Source organism: Inquilinus sp. YAF38 (genome assembly GCF_052113205.1).
Classification (GTDB): Bacteria; Pseudomonadota; Alphaproteobacteria; order DSM-16000; family Inquilinaceae; genus Inquilinus.
Genome location: NZ_JBFRCU010000034.1, coordinates 13,135 through 31,897 on the forward strand (window position 1 = coordinate 13,135; position 18,763 = coordinate 31,897).

The 18,763-nt window shown below is 69.5% G+C and carries 16 protein-coding genes and 1 tRNA gene; 6 read left to right on the forward strand and 11 right to left on the reverse strand.

Going from position 1 to position 18,763, the window contains the following annotated elements; genetic code table 11:
• The first annotated feature begins 31 nt into the window (after window positions 1–31).
• Window positions 32–868 carry a 4-hydroxy-tetrahydrodipicolinate reductase gene (gene dapB / locus AB4Z01_RS16935; RefSeq protein WP_441695653.1) on the forward strand — a complete coding sequence of 279 codons (837 nt, stop codon included), beginning with the start codon at window positions 32–34 and terminating at the stop codon, window positions 866–868.
• Here dapB and AB4Z01_RS16940 read toward each other — a convergent pair.
• A complete protein-coding gene (locus AB4Z01_RS16940; RefSeq protein WP_441695654.1) occupies window positions 865–2,316 on the reverse strand; it encodes an amidase in 1,452 nt (483 codons plus the stop codon). The genes dapB and AB4Z01_RS16940 overlap by 4 nt on opposite strands.
• A gap of 105 nt (window positions 2,317–2,421) precedes the next feature.
• On the opposite strand from AB4Z01_RS16940, the gene AB4Z01_RS16945 reads away from it, so the two are divergent.
• On the forward strand, window positions 2,422–3,330 hold the full coding sequence (locus AB4Z01_RS16945; protein WP_441695655.1) for an ADP-ribosylglycohydrolase family protein: 909 nt from the start codon (window positions 2,422–2,424) through the stop codon (window positions 3,328–3,330).
• Here AB4Z01_RS16945 and AB4Z01_RS16950 read toward each other — a convergent pair.
• Window positions 3,327–4,208: a bifunctional transcriptional activator/DNA repair enzyme AdaA gene (locus AB4Z01_RS16950; protein ID WP_441695657.1), complete on the reverse strand. Its 882-nt coding sequence runs from the start codon at window positions 4,206–4,208 to the stop codon at window positions 3,327–3,329. The two genes, AB4Z01_RS16945 and AB4Z01_RS16950, sit on opposite strands and share 4 nt — an antisense overlap.
• Window positions 4,209–4,257: 49 nt before the next feature.
• The gene (locus AB4Z01_RS16955; RefSeq protein ID WP_441695659.1) at window positions 4,258–4,782 is read right to left on the reverse strand and encodes a DUF2244 domain-containing protein; all 525 of its coding nucleotides are present in this window, start codon (window positions 4,780–4,782) and stop codon (window positions 4,258–4,260) included.
• A 72-nt stretch (window positions 4,783–4,854) separates the two neighbouring features.
• Between AB4Z01_RS16955 and nth the strand changes: the two genes are divergently transcribed.
• Window positions 4,855–5,493, forward strand: a complete 639-nt coding sequence (gene nth / locus AB4Z01_RS16960) for an endonuclease III (RefSeq protein ID WP_441695661.1) — start codon at window positions 4,855–4,857, stop codon at window positions 5,491–5,493.
• A 142-nt stretch (window positions 5,494–5,635) separates the two neighbouring features.
• On the opposite strand, the gene AB4Z01_RS16965 is transcribed toward nth, so the two are convergent.
• From AB4Z01_RS16965 to AB4Z01_RS16975, 3 genes are all read right to left on the reverse strand, one after another.
• A complete protein-coding gene (locus AB4Z01_RS16965) occupies window positions 5,636–6,583 on the reverse strand; it encodes a hypothetical protein (RefSeq protein ID WP_441695662.1) in 948 nt (315 codons plus the stop codon).
• A gap of 197 nt (window positions 6,584–6,780) precedes the next feature.
• A complete protein-coding gene (locus AB4Z01_RS16970; protein ID WP_441695664.1) occupies window positions 6,781–7,221 on the reverse strand; it encodes a VOC family protein in 441 nt (146 codons plus the stop codon).
• A gap of 31 nt (window positions 7,222–7,252) precedes the next feature.
• Window positions 7,253–8,134 carry an N-formylglutamate amidohydrolase gene (locus tag AB4Z01_RS16975; RefSeq protein WP_441695666.1) on the reverse strand — a complete coding sequence of 294 codons (882 nt, stop codon included), beginning with the start codon at window positions 8,132–8,134 and terminating at the stop codon, window positions 7,253–7,255.
• A gap of 151 nt (window positions 8,135–8,285) precedes the next feature.
• On the opposite strand from AB4Z01_RS16975, the gene AB4Z01_RS16980 reads away from it, so the two are divergent.
• From AB4Z01_RS16980 to AB4Z01_RS16990, 3 genes are all read left to right on the forward strand, one after another.
• Window positions 8,286–8,360: transfer RNA gene (locus AB4Z01_RS16980), tRNA-Val, on the forward strand.
• A gap of 331 nt (window positions 8,361–8,691) precedes the next feature.
• Window positions 8,692–9,141 (forward strand): helix-turn-helix domain-containing protein, encoded by a 450-nt coding sequence (locus tag AB4Z01_RS16985; protein WP_441695668.1) that lies wholly within the window; start codon window positions 8,692–8,694, stop codon window positions 9,139–9,141.
• Window position 9,142: 1 nt separating this feature from the next.
• A complete protein-coding gene (locus AB4Z01_RS16990) occupies window positions 9,143–9,712 on the forward strand; it encodes a PIN domain-containing protein (protein ID WP_441695669.1) in 570 nt (189 codons plus the stop codon).
• 41 nt (window positions 9,713–9,753) lie between these two features.
• Here AB4Z01_RS16990 and AB4Z01_RS16995 read toward each other — a convergent pair whose 3' ends face one another.
• The 5 genes from AB4Z01_RS16995 to AB4Z01_RS17015 all read right to left on the reverse strand — a co-directional run bounded on the left by AB4Z01_RS16995 (window position 9,754) and on the right by AB4Z01_RS17015 (window position 18,740).
• Window positions 9,754–10,503: a class I SAM-dependent methyltransferase gene (locus tag AB4Z01_RS16995; RefSeq protein ID WP_441695671.1), complete on the reverse strand. Its 750-nt coding sequence runs from the start codon at window positions 10,501–10,503 to the stop codon at window positions 9,754–9,756.
• A gap of 1 nt (window position 10,504) precedes the next feature.
• Entirely contained in the window at window positions 10,505–12,322 is a 1,818-nt protein-coding gene (locus AB4Z01_RS17000) for a polysaccharide pyruvyl transferase family protein (RefSeq protein ID WP_441695673.1), read from the reverse strand.
• Window positions 12,315–14,474 (reverse strand): polysaccharide pyruvyl transferase family protein, encoded by a 2,160-nt coding sequence (locus AB4Z01_RS17005; protein WP_441695674.1) that lies wholly within the window; start codon window positions 14,472–14,474, stop codon window positions 12,315–12,317. Before AB4Z01_RS17005 ends, AB4Z01_RS17000 begins: the two co-directional genes overlap by 8 nt.
• Before the next feature lie 678 nt (window positions 14,475–15,152).
• A complete protein-coding gene (ligD, locus tag AB4Z01_RS17010; protein ID WP_441695676.1) occupies window positions 15,153–17,831 on the reverse strand; it encodes a DNA ligase D in 2,679 nt (892 codons plus the stop codon).
• 210 nt (window positions 17,832–18,041) lie between these two features.
• Complete coding sequence (locus tag AB4Z01_RS17015) at window positions 18,042–18,740, reverse strand: MgtC/SapB family protein (RefSeq protein ID WP_441695677.1); 699 nt, start codon at window positions 18,738–18,740, stop codon at window positions 18,042–18,044.
• Between the last annotated feature and the right edge of the window lie 23 nt (window positions 18,741–18,763).

An 18,763-nucleotide genomic window follows, 5' to 3' on the forward strand; every position in this document is an offset into this window, starting at 1 on the left:
GGATGCCCGGACCAGCAGAGGACCCTGCCGCATGACCGCCGGCGACACCCCCCGCCCCGACGTGGGCCCCGTCAGGATCGGCGTCACCGGCGCCGCCGGCCGGATGGGCCGGATGCTGATCCAGACCGTGCTGGATGCGACCGACGGCTCGGTGGCGCTGCATGGCGCGGTCGGCAACGAGGGCAGCGCCGCGATCGGCCAGGATGCCGGCCTGCTGGCCGGGCGCCCGGCCTGCGGCGTCACCGTCTCCGACGACCCGGTGCAGCTGTTCGCCACCGCCGATGCGGTGATCGACTTCAGCCGGCCCGAGGCCTCGGTCCGCTTCGCCGCCCTGGCGGCGCAGGGCAAGGCGGTGCTGGTCACCGGCACCACCGGCTTCTCGGCCGAGGATCTGGCGGCGCTGAGCCGGGCCGCGCGCCACACCCCGATCATCCAGTCCTACAATATGAGCATGGGCGTGACCCTGCTGGCGGCCCTGGTGCGCCAGGCCGCCCGCGCGCTCGACGCCGGCTGGGACCTCGAGGTGGTGGAGATGCATCACCGCCACAAGATCGACTCCCCCTCCGGCACCGCCATCCTGCTGGGCCGCGCCGCCGCCGAGGGCCGCGGCGTCGACTTCGACGCGGTGAAGGCGATCAACCGCGACGGCAAGCGGGCGGAGGGCGCCATCGGCTTCGCCACGCTGCGCGGCGGCGATGTGGTCGGCGAGCATGCGGTGATCCTGGCCGGCGCCGGCGAGCGCATCGAGCTGGGGCACAAGGCGACCGACCGCGGCATCTTCGCCCGCGGCGCGCTCAAGGCCGCCCTGTGGGGCCGCGGCCGCGCGCCGGGGCTCTATTCGATGAACGATGTGCTGGGACTGAGCTAAGTCCCGGCACACACCGGCGGCCAACGCCCGATCCAGGGCTGCGCCGCCTCCAACTGGGTCGCCAGGCGCAGCAGTGTCGCCTCGTCGCCGGTGCGGCCGACCAGCTGCACCCCGACCGGCAGCCCGTCCGGCGTCCAGTGCATCGGCAGCGACATCGCCGGCAGGCCGGACAGGTTGAACGGGAACATGAACACGGCGTCCGACCACAGCGCGTTGTAGGCGTCGTAATCGGTCATGCTCATGTCCCAATGGCCGAAGGGCCGCGGCGGCTGGGTCAGGGTCGGGGTCAGGACGGCGTCGAAGGGCAGCAGCTGCCCGATCAGGCCGCGGGCGAACTGGCGCAGCGCTTCGACATCATTGGCGTGCCGGATGCCGCCGATCGACCGGCCGCGCTCGATCGCGGCCCAGGTCAGCGGCTCGACCTCCGCCGGCGTCACTGGCCGGCCGACCAGCGGCTCCAGCGCTGCGAACATCGCCGCCGTCTCGACCGCCAGCATGTTCGTGTACACCGCCCAGGCGCGCCGCGCGTCGAAGTCGAGATCGTGCTCCTCGACGGCATGGCCCAGGCTCTCCAGCAATTTTGCGGTGCCGCGCACCGCCGCCAGATTCTCGGGATGGATCGGGCCGCCATCCGGCGCCCGGGTGACCAGGCCGATGCGCAGGCCCCGGGCCGGCTGCCGCGCCGCAGCGGCCCAGCCTTCCGCCGGCGACTGCGGCGTGTAGGGGTCGCCGGGCGTGCCGCCGGCCACGGCGTCGAGATAGGCGGCGGTGTCCCGCACCGTGCGCGAGACGCAGAGCATGTACACGCCGCCATACCAGATATCGACCGCATCCGGGGCAAAGGTGATGCGGCCGCGCGACGGCTTCAGCCCGACCAGGCCGCAATTCGCCGCCGGCACGCGGATCGAGCCGGCGCCGTCGCTGGCCTCGGCCAGCGGCACCATCCGCGCCGCCACGGCCGCGGCCGACCCGCCGCTGGAGCCGCCGGGGGTCACATCCTCGCGCCAGGGGTTGTGGGTGCGTCCGTACAGCTTCGGCTCGGTCGAGATGCACCAGCCGCCCTCCGGCACATTGGTGCGGCCGAGCGGGACCAGCCCCGCACGCTTGATCCGCCGGGTCATCTCACTGTCGCTCGGCGCCGGCAGGTCTTTGAAGTAGGGACAACTCCAGGTCGCCGGCACGCCCTGCCATTGCGAGGCAAGATCCTTCATCAGGAACGGCACCCCGGCGAAAGGCCCGTCGGCCGGCACCCGCGCCGCCAGGTCGCGGCCGATGTCATAGGCCTTGCGGGTGACGGCGTTGAGCTGCGGATTCAGCCGGTCGATCACGGTGATCGCGGTCTCGGCCAGCTCGGCCGCCGAGACCGCGCCGCTGCGCACCCATTCGGCCAGCCCCAGCCCGTCGCGCGCCGCATAGTCGCGGATCAGGGCCTCGGTGACGATCGCCATGCGCTTTCCTCCTCCTGTTTGCGGGAAGGCTAGCATGGGTGCCATCGGCGGCAACGGTGCCCGGCCGCGGGGCTGCCATCACCGCGAGCCATGGTATGGTTCGGCATGGACGACATCCTGACAGACGCCGTGATCGACCGGGCGCGCGGCGCCCTGGTCGGCCTCGCAGTCGGCGACGCGCTCGGCACCACGCTCGAGTTCAGCACCCGCGACAGCCGGCCCCACCACCGGGAGATGACCGGCGGCGGCCCGTTCGGCCTTCAGCCCGGGCAGTGGACCGACGACACCAGCATGGCGCTGGCCCTGGCCGACAGCCTGATCGCCCGCCGCGGCTTCGATGCGACCGACCTGATGGACCGCTTCGTCGCCTGGTGGCAGGAGGGCAGCTACTCCAGCACCGGCGCATGCTTCGACATCGGCAATGCGACACGACAGGCGCTCGATCACTACCTGCAGGGTGGCGACCCCTTCGCGGGGGCGACCGACCCGACCACGGCCGGCAACGGATCGCTGATGCGGCTGGCCCCCGCCGTGCTGCACACCCTCCGCGACGCCGGGGCCTGCCGCCGCATCGCCGCCGAGCAAAGCCGCACCACCCATGGCGCGCGCGAGGCGACGGAGGCCTGCGTCTTCTTCGGGGAGAGGCTGCGATCGGCGATCCTGGGCGCCGGCAAGGCCGAGACGCTGGCGCCCCGGGCCTGGGACGGTGCCGCCAGGATCCAGAGCATCGCCCATGGCGATTGGCGCCGCCAGCCGCGAGCGCTGATCGAATCCTCCGGCTATGTCGTCCACACGCTGGAAGCAGCCCTGTGGGCAGTGGACCGCACCGGCAGCTTCGAGGAAGCACTGGTTCTGGCCGTGAATCTCGCCGACGACTCGGATTCGGTCGGCGCCGTCACCGGCCAGTTGGCCGGCGCCCTGTACGGCCTGTCCGGCATCCCCCCGCGCTGGCTGGAGCCGCTGGCCTGGCGGGAGCGGCTCGTGGAGGTGGCGGACGCGCTGATCGCCGGTTAGGCCGCAGCGGCGTCGGTGAGCCCGGCCTCCCAGGCCAGAAGCGCCTGCTTCTTGCTCGAGCCCCAGCGATAGGTGTGGAGGATGCCGCTGGCCCGGATCACGCGGTGGCAGGGGATCAGTACCGAGACCGGGTTGGACCCGACCGCCCCGCCCACAGCGCGGCTGGCAGTCGGCCGGCCGATCGCGGCGGCGACGTCGCCATAGCTCGCCACCCGGCCGGGCGGGATCGACAGCAGCGCTTCCCACACCTTGACCTGGAAATTGGTGCCGCGCAGCAGCACCGGCAGCGGCGGGTTGTCCGCCGTCGCGGCCGCCAGCGGCGCGAACATCCGCGCCACCACGGCGGCGGTGGCGGCCTGGTCGCGCAGCAGCTCCGCCCCCGGCCATTCGCCGGCGAACTCGGTCACCGCCGCGGCCTCATCCCCCTTCACGAAGCTGAACCAGCAGACGCCGCGGTCGGTGGTGCCGACGATGCAGCGGCCGAACGGGCTGGACTGCAGGCCCCAACGGATCACCAGGCCGACACCGCGCGCCTTCCAGTCGCCCGGGGTCATCGCCTCACAGGTCACGAACAGATCGTGCAGCCGCGACGGGCCGGACAGGCCGGTGTCGAGCGCGGCGTCGAGCAGGCTGGTCGGGGCGCTGAGCAGCCGCCGGGCGTGGTCCAGCCGCAGATACTGGGCGAAGCGCTTCGGGCTGATCCCGACCCAGCGCGAGAACACGCGCTGGAAATGATGCGGATGCAGCCCGGCCTCGGCCGCCAGCGTCGCCAGATCGGGCGGGTCGTCGCGCCGCTCCACCAGCAAGGCGATGGCCCGGGCCACCGCGTCGTGGCGCGGCTCGTCCCCGGCGGGGTCGATGGCGGGATCGGTGTTCATGCCGCCACTGTCCCGCCGCCGGCCCCGGCGGACAACCCGGAAGTTGCGATCAGGCGCCGCCGCGCAGCCGGTCGAGCGCCGCCGACAGGTCGCGCGCCAGATGGGCGCGGTCGGACGGCGCCAGGAAGCCGCCGATGGCGAAGCGCTGGCCGTGGCTGGTCAGGGTGACCCGGTTCTGGCCGACCTCGCTGCGGTCGACATCGACCCGCAGCCAATAGGGCTGCAGCTCGATCCTATGTGACACGCCGCGATGGTCGCCATGCTCGATCACCAGCCGGCCGGCGGTCAGGCGCAGGCTTTCCCAGCTGCGCCCGGCCCGGCGCAGATTCGACCGCATCAGGACGAACAGCAGCAGGGCGTCGACCCCGTAGAAGCCGAACACCGGCCAGGCGCCGAGCATCAGGAACAAGACGCCGTTGAACAGGCTGGTGACGCCGACCACGCCGATCACCAGCCAGAAGCCGATCGGCCCCAGGCTGCGCTTCGGCCGCAGCAGCCGCTCGAACAGGACCGGGTCCTCCGCGGCGCCGCCATGGGTGCCGATCCGGGTGAGGCTGCTGCTGCGCATGCCCATGAGCATAATCCCCGGAGAACGCATGGCAATGCCCGATGGCGCCGCCCGTGAGGCCTCGCTAGGCTGCGGCGCATGAAGCCAGCCGCGATCGACACCTTCTACGCCCGGCTCGCCGCCCGCATGCCGGAGCCGCGGACCGAGCTGCAATACAGCAGCCCCTTCACCCTGCTGGTCGCCGTGGTGCTATCGGCCCAGGCCACCGATGTCGGGGTGAACAAGGCCACCGGGCCGCTCTTCGCCGTGGCCGACACGCCGGCGAAGATGGCGGCGCTGGGGCTGGAGGGGTTGTCGCGCTACATCCGCACCATCGGCCTCTACAACACGAAGGCGAAGAACGTCATCGCCCTCTCGAACATCCTGCTGCTGCAGCATGGCGGCGAGGTGCCGCGCGACCGGGCGGCGCTGGAGGCGCTGCCGGGGGTCGGGCGCAAGACCGCCAATGTGGTGCTGAACGTGGCCTTCGGCGAGCCGACCATCGCCGTGGACACCCACATCTTCCGGGTCGGCAACCGCACCGGCCTGGCCCGCGGCAAGACGCCGGACGCGGTGGAGAAGGTGCTGGAGCGGGTGACGCCGGACCGCTGGAAGCTGCACGCGCATCACTGGCTGATCCTGCACGGCCGCTACACCTGCAAGGCGCGCAAGCCGCTATGCCCGGCCTGCCCCGTCGCCGATCTGTGCGAGTGGCCGGAGAAGAGCGTGCCGGCTTAGAGGCCGTTTCGAAATGCGCTGGTGTGAGTCGGCTGGTGGTGGTTTCGAGAACCGGCGCGCAGCGGACGTTTGGGTCCGTGAGCACCGAAAGCGGAGAAACCGCCGTCAGACAGCCTCGCCAGTAGCATTTCCAAGCGGTCTCTTAGCTCGGCGCCCCCGCCCGCGCGCCGGTCCGCCGGCCCGCGGCCCCGGCCAGCATCGCCAGATGGGCCCGGGCGATCCCCAGCTTCTTCTCGAAGGACGTGCCGCATTCGATGCGGTGGAACAGGTCCTGCCGCTCCGACAGCGCGTCGATCATGCGGTCGACATAGGGCTGCCGGGGCCGGGCACGGGCGACCGCCCGGAGATGGGCCAGCCCGTCCGGATCGGCGAGATCGGCGTCGAAGCTGTCCCGGATCTCGCCGGCCAGCGCCGCCTCGAACCATGGCAGCAGCCGGGGATGGGTCAGCAGCACCCCGAACAGGGCATCGTCGCGATAGCGGTGCCAGCGCGTGGTCAGGCGCCGGGCCTCGTCGTCGCCGACGCTGGCGAGGTCCTTGAACGAGCTGCCGCCGCCATGCCGGGTGACCGCGGCGACGCGCTCGCTCGACCGCAACCCCAGCCGGTCCGCCACGCGCTGCCGGTAATCCGCATCCAGCACCCAGGCGTTGTAGCCGATCAGCGACAGGTCCGGCACGGCGCCTTCGGCATAGGCCTGCAGCCAGTCGCGCTGGGCGAAGAGCTGGCGCAGGATCATCACCAGGTCCAGCCGGGCCAGCCGCTTCCGGTGCATCAGGCTGGCGGTGAGGTTCAGCGGGTCGCGCAGGAACAGGAGGTCGACCGTCCGGCCCCCGGCCGCGCGCTGCATCCGCCAAGCCGCATCGAGCCCCAGCCGGGTCACGCCCTCATGGTTGAAGATCGTGGTGCCATGCGCGCCCTTGCCGCGCGCCGCCGGACCGGTGACGGAGCGGAGATGCGACCGGATCGGCTCGCCGATCACGACGTTGTTGACGAAGGCGGCCGGCTTGTCCCGGTGCTGGCGCAGCCAGCGGACGAAGGCGTGGTGGCCGGATCGCTTGGTGGATATGACGTTGATGAATTCGAGACTCATCCCGCGTCCCGCTCTCCCTCGATGTGGGTGGCGGGGCTATCCTTACAGGAAAGTAAAGAAAGGCTGAACCGTTCTGTTGCCGGCCGGCTCAGAGCCCGTTTGCGAATGCGCTGGCGTGAGTCGGCTGGCGGTGGTGTCGAGAACCGGAGCGCAGCGGACGTTTGGGTCCGTGAGCACCGGAAGCGCAGAAACCGCCGTCAGACGGCCTCGCCAGTAGCATTCCCAAACGGGCTCTCAGGCGGGTCGGCGATCTCGTCATAGCCGCGGTTGAGGAACTCGATCAGGCACAGGCCGTGGCCGAAGGGGTCGGCCACTTGCGCCAGCCGGCCCCAGGCCGCGGTGCGGATCTCGCCCTCGGCCACGGCGCCGGCCGCGACCGCCCGGGCCAGCGCCGCCGCGACATCGTCCACCACCACGTCGAGATGCACCGGCGTCCAGTGCCGGGCGTAGCCGCGGCGGCTGTCGCCGGCGCCGACCGTGCCGGCCGCCTTGCGCAGCAGATACAGCGGCGCGGGCCAGCCGGTCAGCTCGACCACCTCGCCGCCGAAGCGGCGCCCGACCGCGAGGCCGAAGGCGCTGGTATAGAACGCGACTCCGGCCTCGAGATCGGGCACGTCGATATTGACCAGCAAGCTCATGGCGATCTCCCCTCCCTCGCCCGCAGCCGCCCTATCTCGACAGCGCCTCCGGCTCGAGCGCGCCGAGGCCGGCGGCGAAATCGGTCATGTCGGCGGTCAGCCGGGCCAGGCCCTTGGTCGGCGCCAGCGTCGCCTCGTCCATGTACAGGGCGCGATTCAGCTCGATCTGCAGGGCATGGATGCCGGCGCGCGGCCGGCCGTAGTGGCGGGTGGTGAAGCCGCCGGCATACGGCGTGTTGCGGGTGACGACATAGCCGCGGCCGGTCAGCCACTGCTCGGCCGCCTCGGTCACCGCCGGGGCGCAGGAGCTGCCGTAGCAGTCGCCCAGCACGACGTCGACGGCGCGGCCGCCGGGGGTGCGCGAGGCGCCCTGCGACGGCATCGAGTGGGCGTCGAGCAGGACGACATGGCCGAATTCGGCACGGGTCTCGTCGACCAGCCGGCGCAGCGCCGCATGATAGGGGGTGTAGCAACGCTCGACCCGCTCCACCGCCTCGGCGAAGCGCAGCTTGCCGCGGTAGATGTCCTTCCCCTGGGCGACGATGCGGGCGATGGTGCCAAGCCCGGCCACGACCCGCGGCGAGCGGGTGTTGACCCAGCCCGGCAGCGCGTCGTCGAACATCTCGGGGTCGAGTTCATAGGCCTCGCGGTTGGCATCGAGGAAGGCGCGCGGGAACAGGGCGCGCAGCAGCGGCACCCCGCGCTCCGGCACCCGGCCGAAGATCTCGTCGACGAAGCCGTCCTCGGAGCGGCGCAGCGTGTGCGGGTCCAGCTTCGCCGCGGCCAGGAACGATGGCGGGTAATCGCGGCCGCTGTGCGGCGAGGCGACCACGACCGGGAGACGGCGATCCTGCGGCAGGGCGATCGCCACCGCGTCGGACGCCGGCGACTGCGAGGCGACTTGACCATCCATCCCCCCGTCATATCCCAGCGCCCGTGGGCTGTCGACGGCGGCTGTCGGCGGGGCCGGCGAGTGCGATCGGTTTGACGCTTGCACCCCCCGATCGATGATGCTACATCGGCGCTCCCGCGGACGACCGGCTTCGGTCGTCCTTCCCGGTGCCGGGCGCGTAGCTCAGCGGGAGAGCACTACGTTGACATCGTAGGGGTCACAGGTTCAATCCCTGTCGCGCCCACCACCGGACCTCCAGGACATCGACAGGTTTAAGGTATTTCCCCTCTCAGGGGATGCGCAGGCCCGCGCGCAACAGCGTGGGAACACGCTGGCACGTCTTCGCCACACGGATGTTCCGGCGGCATTCCCCGTCATATCCTGCTTCGCTCTGTGCCGCTCAGCCCAATCTCGGAGCCGCTGGGCCGCATCAACATGGCGGGCAACGTGGCGCACTCCGTTTCGGTTATTGCGTTTAACCTTTCCGGACTTATATAACCATGAAGGCCCATCGAATAAGCGGCCAGAGGGAGTGCGCTATCCCGCGACATCAAAAAAAGTATTCAGAGGCTCCGCTCATGAACGTTCTGCTCGAAAAGCCGGATACCATCGTGCCGTCCGAAGAGGATGCCAGGCTGGCCGCTGAATCGAGCCGGATCCTGGCGTCCAAGCGACCCGAGGAGGAGTTTCGCGTCCATCTGAGCGATGGCCAGGAATTGCCCTTGCCAAAGGCGGTGAGGCAGTTTCTCACTCATCTGCTGACGGAAATGTCACACGGAAACGCTGTGACGTTGATCCCGATCCATGCCGAAATGACAACTCAGGAAGCGGCCGACTATCTCAACGTCAGCAGGCCACACTTGGTGAAGTTGCTCGAAGCCGGAGACATCGAGTTCCATAGGGTTGGCTCGCACCGGCGGGTGCGGTTCAGAGACCTGAGAGCCTATAAGGAGCAGGCTGCGGCCGGTCGAGCCAAGGCTCTGGACGAATTGGCGGCACAGGCCCAGGACCTCGGGCTGGGCTACTGAGTTGCCACGCTTCACCGTCGTCTACGATGCATGCTGCCTCTATCCCGCTCCTTTGCGGGATCTCCTGATGGAGTTGGCGACGGCAGAGCTGTTCCGAGCCAAGTGGACCGCTGCCATTCACGATGAATGGCTGCGAAATCTCCTCCTCGACCGGCCGGATCTCACGCGTGAAAAACTGGAGCGCACATGCGCTCTGATGAACGAGCACGCGCCGGACTGTCTCGTTGAGGGATATGAGCACCTGATTCCACTGGCAACTCTTCCAGACGCGGACGATCGGCATGTGGTCGCAGCCGCTATTCACGCTCGCGCTGACGCGATTGTCACATTCAACCTAAAGGATTTCCCGAGTTCGGAACTGGCGCGCTTCAATCTGGAGGCAATCCATCCCGATGATTTCATAAGCTTCCAATTCGATCTTCAGGAACATGCGGTCGTGATCGCGGCTCAGAGATGTTTGCGGCGACTGAAGGCCCCTCCCAAAACGGCTGAAGAATACCTCGCCACGCTCGAGGCTCAGTCGCTGCCGAAAACGGTCAAGGCGCTGAGGCAGTACGCCGCCATCCTTTGATCGCTGCAGCGCCTCGACCACAGCCGGAAGCGCTCGATCGATCAGGACGGCGGACCGCCTGCCTCCGCCTCCACCTCCAGGATCCCCACCCGCGTCTCGATCTCCACCGCCGACACTACCCCCTCCGCCTGCTCGATCTCGCGGAAGCAGCGGTACATGCCGGCGTTGAAGCGGATGTCGTCGAATACCAGGATCCAGCGGGCGGCCAAGCGCGGCAGCAGCAGCTCGGCCTGCGCCTTGACGATCTCGCCGACATGGATGCCGTCGATGAAGGCGATGCCCGGCCGGCCGAAGCGGATCTGCGCCGCCTCGAGCCCGGCCTCGAAGGTGTCGGCCACCGCGGTGAAGCGCGGGCTGATCGCCGCCAGGTTGGCGCGGGCGATCTCCTGCCACTGCCGGTTCGGGTCGAAGGTGACCAGCCGGCCGCGGCGGTTGGCCGCCAGCCCGGCCAGCCAGTACATTCCCGAGACGCCGAAGGCGGTGCCGATCTCGACCACCGTCCACGGCCGGAACCGGCGGACGAGCTCGACATAGACCCGGCCGTATTTGTGGCTGGTGCGGACGCTGTTGCTGGACCGCTTGAAGCTGTCGTCGGGCGCGGCGAAGTCGCGATAGCCCTCCCACAGCTCCTGCGGGCCCATCTCCTGCGTCAGCCGGGCGCGCTCGGCGATCACCCGCTCCTTGGCGAAGGGGCGGGGGCGGATCAGCTCCGCCACCACCTCCTCGCTCAGGAAGGCCGTGTCGCGCCGCCGGCGGACCACCGTCAGCGGCGCCTGTGCCGGTTCCCCCATCCTAGGCCGCGAGCGGGAACGGGCAGGCCTCGCGCAGCGCGGCGAGGTCCGGCATCCGCTCGGGGATGTACCGGCACAGCCGGGCATGGTCGGGCGTGACCGTGCCGAGCCCGGCCAGATCGAAGGGCTCGACATCCTTCAGCCCGACCGAGGCGAAATAATCCTCGAACTTGGTGTTGCCGCCCGGGATCTGGGTCTCGCTGGTCGACATCACCGCCCAGCCGACCGGGATGCCGTAGGCCTGCGCCACGATCAGCCCGTGCAGCGAGGTCGAGATGATGTGCTCGCACTCCGAGATCTCGTCGAGGAACGCCTCGATACCGTCGTAGGAGCCGCGCATGATGTCGATCACCTTGACGTCCGGATGCACCTCCAGCGGCGCCGCCACATGGGTGAAGTGGCGGATCAGCCCGAGCTTGTGCTTTTTGACGCCCTTCGGCTGGTACAGCTGCGGCAGCAGCAGGGCGACGTCGCCATAGACCTGCGGGCACTTGCCGCCGCTGTCGAGCACCAGGCGCCGGGTCAGCGGGCCGCGCACCGCCTTGTACACCGCCTGGGGGTGCAGCTTGTCGGTCAGGCGCGGGCTGCCCGTGCCCCAGACCGGCGTGCCCTTCTTGGCGAATTTGATCACCGAGCCGATCACCAGCGCACCGCTGCCCGCCGCCACCCAGCGCGGCGGCCGGCCGGTCAGCTTCTCGACGATGTAGGGGTTCAGGATGTCGCCGAAATTGCCGGGATAGGGCTGCTCCATCCACCACAGAAGCGGCCGCTGCTTCAGCGGCAGCTCCGCCGCCTTGGCCCGCTGCTCCAGCCCCAGCCGCAGCATCCGGCCCTGGGCGAAGGCCCTGCCCTTGACGGTGCCGCGCTCCGCCAGCTCGCCGGCGTAGCGCAGCCCCTCCTCCGGCAGGTGGAACTCGATGCAGAAATCGACCACGCGCTGCAGCAGCGCCGACAGGCGGTCGCTGTACTCGCCCTCCTGCCGCAGCTGGCCGACCCGGCCCTCGTACAGCGCCAGCGCCGCCTGCTCGCCCTCCTGCCGGCGGGCCAGCCGGGCCAGGGTGTTCAGCGGGTCGTCCTGCGACGGGTCGAGATCGGTCATCTTCTTCAGATAGACCGCGGCGTTCTGCAGCTTGCCGGCCTTCAGCTCCTGCTCCGAGATCGCCTTCAACACCCGATACTGGCGCGACGGCTCCAGGATCGGCGCGTCGTGCTGCGCCACCTCCTTGACGAAGTCGCGGACATTGCCGCTGTCGCCGAACGAGAACCAGGCATCCGCGGCCCCCAGCTTGTCGCCCCAGGCGATCCGCTTCGGCGGCAGCAGCGTGACCTGCAGCTGCTCGGAATGCGCCCGCCAGGCCTCCTCGAAGAAGTAGTCGTCGGTGCCGCGCTCCTTGCTGCCCTTCTCCAGCTCCACCAGTTGCTCCAGCAACCGCCGGGTTGGCGCCGTGTAGTTGAAGAACAGGAACCCGGGATGGAACGTCCGCGCGAAGATGAACGGGTCGTATTCCCGGAAGTACTTGAAGTTCCGCAGGAAGGCGGCGAAGTCGCTCTCGCTGCGCAGGAACGGGTCCGGCCGCTTGATGATGCGGGTGTCGATGTCGACCCAGATGATCGGCCGCTTATGCTCCTCCAGCTTGCGGGAGTAGTAGTTGACCTTGTAGCGGCAGATGTCGGCCCAGTTGGCGTCCGGCCCGAGCTTGACCTCCTCGAAATCATATTCGATGTCGAGCTTCTTGCAGTCCTCGGCCAGGTGGTAAGCGGAGTCATAATAATACTGCTTCCCGCCGTAGAAGCTGACGACGACGGCTTCCTTATCCATGGCGTGCCTCTTCGAGCTGGAGCAGCAGGGTGGTCTCGTCGAGCTGGGCGATCTCGTAGATCGGCCGCTCGACCAGGTCGGATTCGCCGAAGGTGAAGATCCGCCGGCCCTCGCGGGCGATCTCCGACCCCAGGAAGCTCTCGATCGCGTTGCGCACCGCCGGCAGGTCGGCCGCCTCGACGATGACATGCGGCGAGCGCGAGCGGATCGCCCGGATGCAGTCGGCCCGGTCGCGGGCCGGCTGGCCCGACAGGCGCAGCCGCACCAGGCTCGCGTCGTCGCAGGCCTTGGACAGCTGCTTCGCATCGGCCGTATCGCACAGCTTGATCGCCGCCCCGCCGCCCTTGCCGTTGAGGGCGCGGTACTGCTTCAGGATCGGCTCGCCCTTGCTCTTCTCATAGGCCACCGACACCGACCCGGCCTTGGAGACCAGGGAGCCAAAGGCCGAGGCGAAGTAGAGGAAGCCGGGGTCGAGATCGACCACCTTGTCGCCCGGCTTCAGCACCTTGGCGGCGCAGGCCAGCGTGCTGTTGCGCCAGCGCCGGGCCTCGATCTCCTGCAGCTCGGCCTCGGCGCCGCCGACCGGCACGGCCAGCTGGATGGCATCGGCCGTGGTCACCACGACATGGTCCGGCAGCACGATCTCCTGGTTCTTCGACGGTTCCTCGGCCACGGCCGTTGCCGCAGGCTCCGGCGCCCTGGCCGCTGGCGGCGGATCGATCGCGATGGCCTCGACCGCGACGGCCGGCTTGCGGTCGAAGGCGGCCGCGAACTGCTCGACATTGTCCCGCGCGCCCGCGATCGCCGCCGACCGCTCCGCCTCGCCGACCGGCTGGACGAACTCGATCGCGTCGCCGATCCGCAGGTTGCGGTTGGCGTGGTCGAGCAGGATCGCGGCGCGGGTCAGCGACGGGAAGCGCTCGGCCAGCGCCCGGCCGCTCTTGCTGGTCGGGCCGCAGACCTGGACCAGCGGCGTCCGCCCCATCACCGAGAACAGCAGCCCGTGAAACCGGGAGCTCACGGCCAGGCCGGCCGAGGCGTACAGGTCCATGATCGCCGAGACGTCGAACTCGGCCGCCTTGACCACATGGATCTCGCGCCGCTGCCGCAACCGCTCGTAGATCGCCTCGTCATCGACCGAATGCACGACGCCGACCACGGTGGTGTAGCCCTTGCCGAGGGAATCGATCGTCTCGTCGAGATAGGCGTCGATCGTGCTGTCGCGCTTGGCCAGCCAGCTTTCCAGGCTGTGGCTGAGCGACAGCACGGCGAGGTTCGGGTCGCGCCGGACCGGCACCGGCCGCGGCCCGTCGGCCAGCAGCAAGGCCAGATCGCCGGTGGTGTGGACGTTCTTCAGCCCCACCGTCTCGGTCAGGGTCTTGGCGTCGCTGTGCTCGCGCACCGTGACCAGCCGCGCCAGGGACAGCGCGTCCTTGTAGGCGGCGGCGCCGAGCGTGGTGCGGATGCCCTGGGCGCCGACGCCGAGCACGGCGGAGGGGATGCCGCGCTCATAGGCGTAGCGGATCGGCGCGGTGTAGTTCGAGACGTTGCTGAAGCTGCTGTCGTAGAGCAGCCCGCCGCCGCCGACCACGACCAGGTCGGCGCCGTCGATCACCGAGTAGTCGGGGTTGGGGCCGACCAGCTCGACCTGGTCGAAGCCGTTGCGGTATAGCACCTCGCGGGCGCCGAAGCTGACCGCGTCGTCGCCGACATTGCCGACGCCGAAGGCCGAGACCACCACCGCCCGCCGGTCCGCCGCCCGCTTCTCGACAGACGACGGCCGCACGCGGATGTCGCGCTTGACGTAGTCCAGCACCGGCTGGCTGTGGCGGCGCCGGGCGACGTCCAGCACCGACGGCTTGGTGCCGCCGCCATGCCGGGCGAACACCACGAAGACCTCGTTGGCGTGCACGATATCGCCATGGATCACCAGCGCCTGCAGGCTCTGCCGCGGCAGGCGGGGCATCAGCCCCTTATGCACGATCGCGCGATCGGGAACCGGCGATTTCAGCTGCGCCGCCGCGCTGTACGGGATGATCCGGGCGTTGGCGAGATCCTTCGTCAAGGTTTCGAACAGATAGTCTGGAACCAGAACCTCATCGCCCGGCGCAAGCTTCAGCGCCGAGATCATGTCCTTATGGTGCTTATCCACTGTCCCCTCCGAGAAACCGTTGAAAGGGGGAGGGTGGCGCGACCAGCTTTCCGCGACTCCGGAAGGGCCTCTTCCGGAATCGCGGCATGACGGGCCCGAACCCGCCGGCACGGCCGGCAGGCGGTGGCTGTCATCGCTGGAACGCTCGGATATCGGCGCTACGGGGCGTCGGGTCTCGCTCTGGGACGCCGGTGGTCGCTCGATTCCATCTGATCCCCCTTCACTGAGGTGCGCGGCCGCCAGCAGCCGTCCGGACAAGCCGGCATCAGCCGATAGTCGCGACCGCCTTCCCCGGGTTTGGGTCCCAGATCAGGCACAATGGCGCCGAAGCGCCATTCGCCCCGCAGGCTGAACGCCTTGCGATAGGGTTCGTCGGCCGCAGGCCACAGATCTTTTCTGGCATCGTTCATGCTGCAGCGCAATCAATAATTCTTCTGATCTTCATGCCTATAGCAAAGATTAGAACTTATATCATTATCTAATAATTAGCGCCTCAAAAATCATAGATTTTATACATCCTTTACTTGAATGAAAGACTTCAGTCTCCACACTAGGATCATCCGCCAGATTTAGCAACCCCGCATGATTCACACCTCGCCGCGAAAATCATGGATTCTGATTTCAACGCTAGGGCATGCCGGCAGACCTCCACCGAAATCTAGTGAGCCCCACCAGAGCTCAGGCCGCCGCCTTGCGTCGCTCCAGTTGCCGGATCGCGTCGGCGAGCGGCCGGGCGGCGTCGTCATAGCCGTCCCAGGCGGAGCCTTTCGCCAGCAGGCCGGGCGCGGTGCGCAGGGTATAGCGCTTCGGATCGAGCCCCTTGCGCACCTGGTCCCAGGTCAGCGGCATCGACACCGTTGCCCCCGGCCGGGCCCGCGGCGACAGCGGCGCCACCGCGGTCGACATCCGGTCATTGCGCAGATAGTCGAGGAAGATGCGGCCCTGGCGCTTGGCCTTGGCCATGTTGACGAGGTAGCGGTCCGGCGCGTCGCCGGCCATGCGCACGCAGATCTCCTTGGCGAAGCCCTTGGCCGTCGCCCAGTTCGGCCCGCCGGCGCGCGAAGCGGCCAGCGGCGTCACCACATGCAGCCCCTTGCCGCCGGTGGTCTTGCAGAAGGGGACGAGGCCGACCGCCTCCAGCCGGTCCTTCAGCTCGCGCGCCGCGTCGATCACCGCATCGAAGCCGAGGCCGGGGCCGGGGTCGAGGTCGAACACCAGCCGCCCCGGCCGGTCGGGGACGCCGGGCCAGCAATTCCAGGGGTGCAGCTCCAGCCCGCCCGACTGCGCCACCGCCGCCAGCCCTTCGATCCGGTCGATCTGGATGTAGGGCTTGCGGTCGCCCGCCACCTTGACCAGCGAGATCAGGCTGGACGTGCCGGGCATGGCATGGCGCTGGAAGAAGATCTGGCCGCCGATCCCGTCCGGCGCGCGCAGGACCGAGCAAGGCCGGCCCTTGATGTGCGGCAGCATCCAGGGGCCGACCGCCTCCAGATACAGCGCCAGATCGTGTTTGGTCACCGGCTCGCCGTCGCCCGCATCCGGCCACAGCGCCTTGTCGGCATGGGACAGGGACACGCCCATGACCGTCGCCTTGGACAGGCCGTGGGGCCGCGAAGGCTTCGCCGGGGCCTGGGCCGAGGCCGGCTCCGCCGGCTGGGCCGGGGTCGGCTCCGCGAGCTTGGTCTTGGCCGCCGGCGCCGGGGCCTCGGCCTCGACCTCCTTGGCCGGCTTGTCCTCGCGCAGCCCCTTGAACGAGGCCTGGCGGACCATGCCGGAGCCGGTCCAGCCGGCGAATTCGATCTCGGCCACCAGCTCCGGCCGCACCCAGTGCACGCCACGCTCCTTGCGCGGCGCGCCGGGGCCGGTGAAGGGCGATTTATCCGCCTCGACCGCCTTCAGCCGCGGCAGCAGCCGCTCCACCTTGGCGGCGCCGTAGCCGGTGCCGACCCGGCCGATATGGACCAGGTGGTCGCCGCGATGGACGCCGACCAGCAGCGAGCGGAACCGGTTGCCGGTGGTCGACCAGCCGCCGATCACGACCTCTTCGCCACCGCGGCACTTGGCCTTGGTCCAGCGGTCGCCGCGGCCGGACTGATAGGCGGCGTCGAGCCGTTTCGAGATGATGCCTTCGAGCTTCAGGCTGCAGGCGGAGCGCAGCACCGCGTCGCCCGCCTCCTCGAAATGGTCGACATAGCGGATGGTCGAGGTGGCGTCGCAGCCCTGCGCCTCCAGCAGCTCGCGCAGCCGCGCCTTGCGCTGCGACAGCGGTTCCGGCCGCCAGTCCTGGTCGCCCTCGACCAGCAGGTCGAAGGCGAAGAAGATCAGGTCGCGGCTGTTCCCCTCCGACAGCGCCACCTGCAGCGCCGCGAAGTCGGGATGGCCGTGCTCGTCCAGCGCCACCGCCTCGCCATCGACGATGCCGTCGGGCCAGCCCTTCGCCGCATCGGCGATAGCCTGGAAGCGATGGGTCCAGTCGAGGCCCTTGCGGGTCTTCAGCGTCGCCGTGCCGTCTTCGATCCGCAGCTGCAGGCGATAGCCGTCGAACTTGATCTCATGGCCCCAGCCGGCGCCGCCGGGCGGCCGGTCGACCGAGATGCAGAGCTCCGGCGGGATGAAATCCGGCATCGCCGAGGCGGCGGCCTTCGCCTTGCGGCGGCGCGGCGCCAGTGTCTTGGCCGCTGCCGCTTCCGGCTTGGCGGCGGAGTCCCACACCGCATCCGCCCGCACCGTCTTCCGGCCGCCCAGCATGAAGGGCTTCGGACCGCGGCCCCGGCCGGCCGCGATCTCGGCCATGGCGCGGCCGGAGGCGACCGACCGGTCCTCGGCCAGGACCGCATCGCCGTCGGCCTCGACCGCATGCTCGTCGCGATGCTTGATCAGCAGCCAGTTGGTGCRCTTGCCACGGGTGCGGTCCCGCTTCAGCCGCACCAGCACCCAGCTGCCGTGCAGCCGGTCGCCGTCCAGCGAGAACTTCAGCTCGCCCTTGGCCAGCTGCTGCTGCGGCGACATGCGCCCCTCCGGCTGCCAGAAGCCGCGGTCCCACAGCTGGACCGAGCCGCCGCCATATTGCCCTTTGGGAATCGTGCCTTCGAAATCGCCATAGGCCAGCGGATGGTCCTCGACCTCCACCGCCAGGCGCTTGTCATGCGGGTCGAGCGACGGCCCCTTGGTCACCGCCCAGGATTTGAACACACCGTCCAGCTCCAGCCGCAGGTCGTAGTGCAGCCGGGTCGCCGCGTGCTTCTGGATCACGAAGCGCAACCGGTCCGACGACGCGACGCCGGTCGCGTCGCTCGGCTCGGCGGTCTTCTCGAAATCGCGCTTGCGCCGGTAGGTCGACAGGCTGTCCTTGGCCATCGCTTTCGCCTGACAGTTCCGCTGCTTCTGGAACGATGCGCGCGAACCGGCAGTTCCGGAAGACCTTAGAGGCCATTTGGAAATGCGCTGGCGAGAGTCGGCTGGCGGTGATTTCGAGAACCGGCGCGCAGCGGACGTTTGAGTCCGTGAGCACCGGAAGCTTCGAGCCCGCCGTCAGACGGCCGCGCCAGTAGCATTTACAAATGGTCTCTATTGGGCGGACCAGCTGGCCTCCTGCACGCCGGACGCCGCGAACAGCTCCTCGACCGCCGGCGGCACCCTGCTGTCGTGCGGATATCCCATCCAGCGCAACTCGTAGCCCATCGTCCTGGACCGCGTGTCCGGCCGATGGGTGATCGAAGTGGCGGCAATGCGGAAGCCCGCCGCCGCCAACGCGGCTTCGATCCCGGCGGGATCGAAGCGGTCGAGATCCACGGTCAGGCTCAGGCTGGCCTTGCGCTCCTGCTGCACCCGGTCCTCCAGCCGCTTCAGCCCCCACAGCACCACCAGGCCGATGGCGAAGGCGATGCCGCCCAGGATCAGCTCGCCGGCGCCGAAGCACAGCCCCATCACCGTGACGAACCACAGCGTCGCCGCCGTGGTCACGCCCAGCACCAGGTCGCCGCGATGCAGGATCGCGCCGCCGCCGATGAAGCCGATGCCGGACAGGATGCCGAGCGGCAGGCGCATCACATCCATCTGGACGAAGGACTCGCTGGTCTTGCCGGTGGTGAACAGCAGCAGGTTGGCCAGCACCAGCGAGAAGGCGGCGGCGAGGCAGACCAGCAGATGGGTGCGCAGCCCCGCCGGGCGGCCATGGGTGCTGCGGTTCCAGCCGATGATCGCGCCGGCCAGGGTGGCGAGCGCGATCCGCAGCAGCAAATCGGGCCAGGTCGGGAACAGCGGCATTGGCGACGCCTTGCGGACGAACA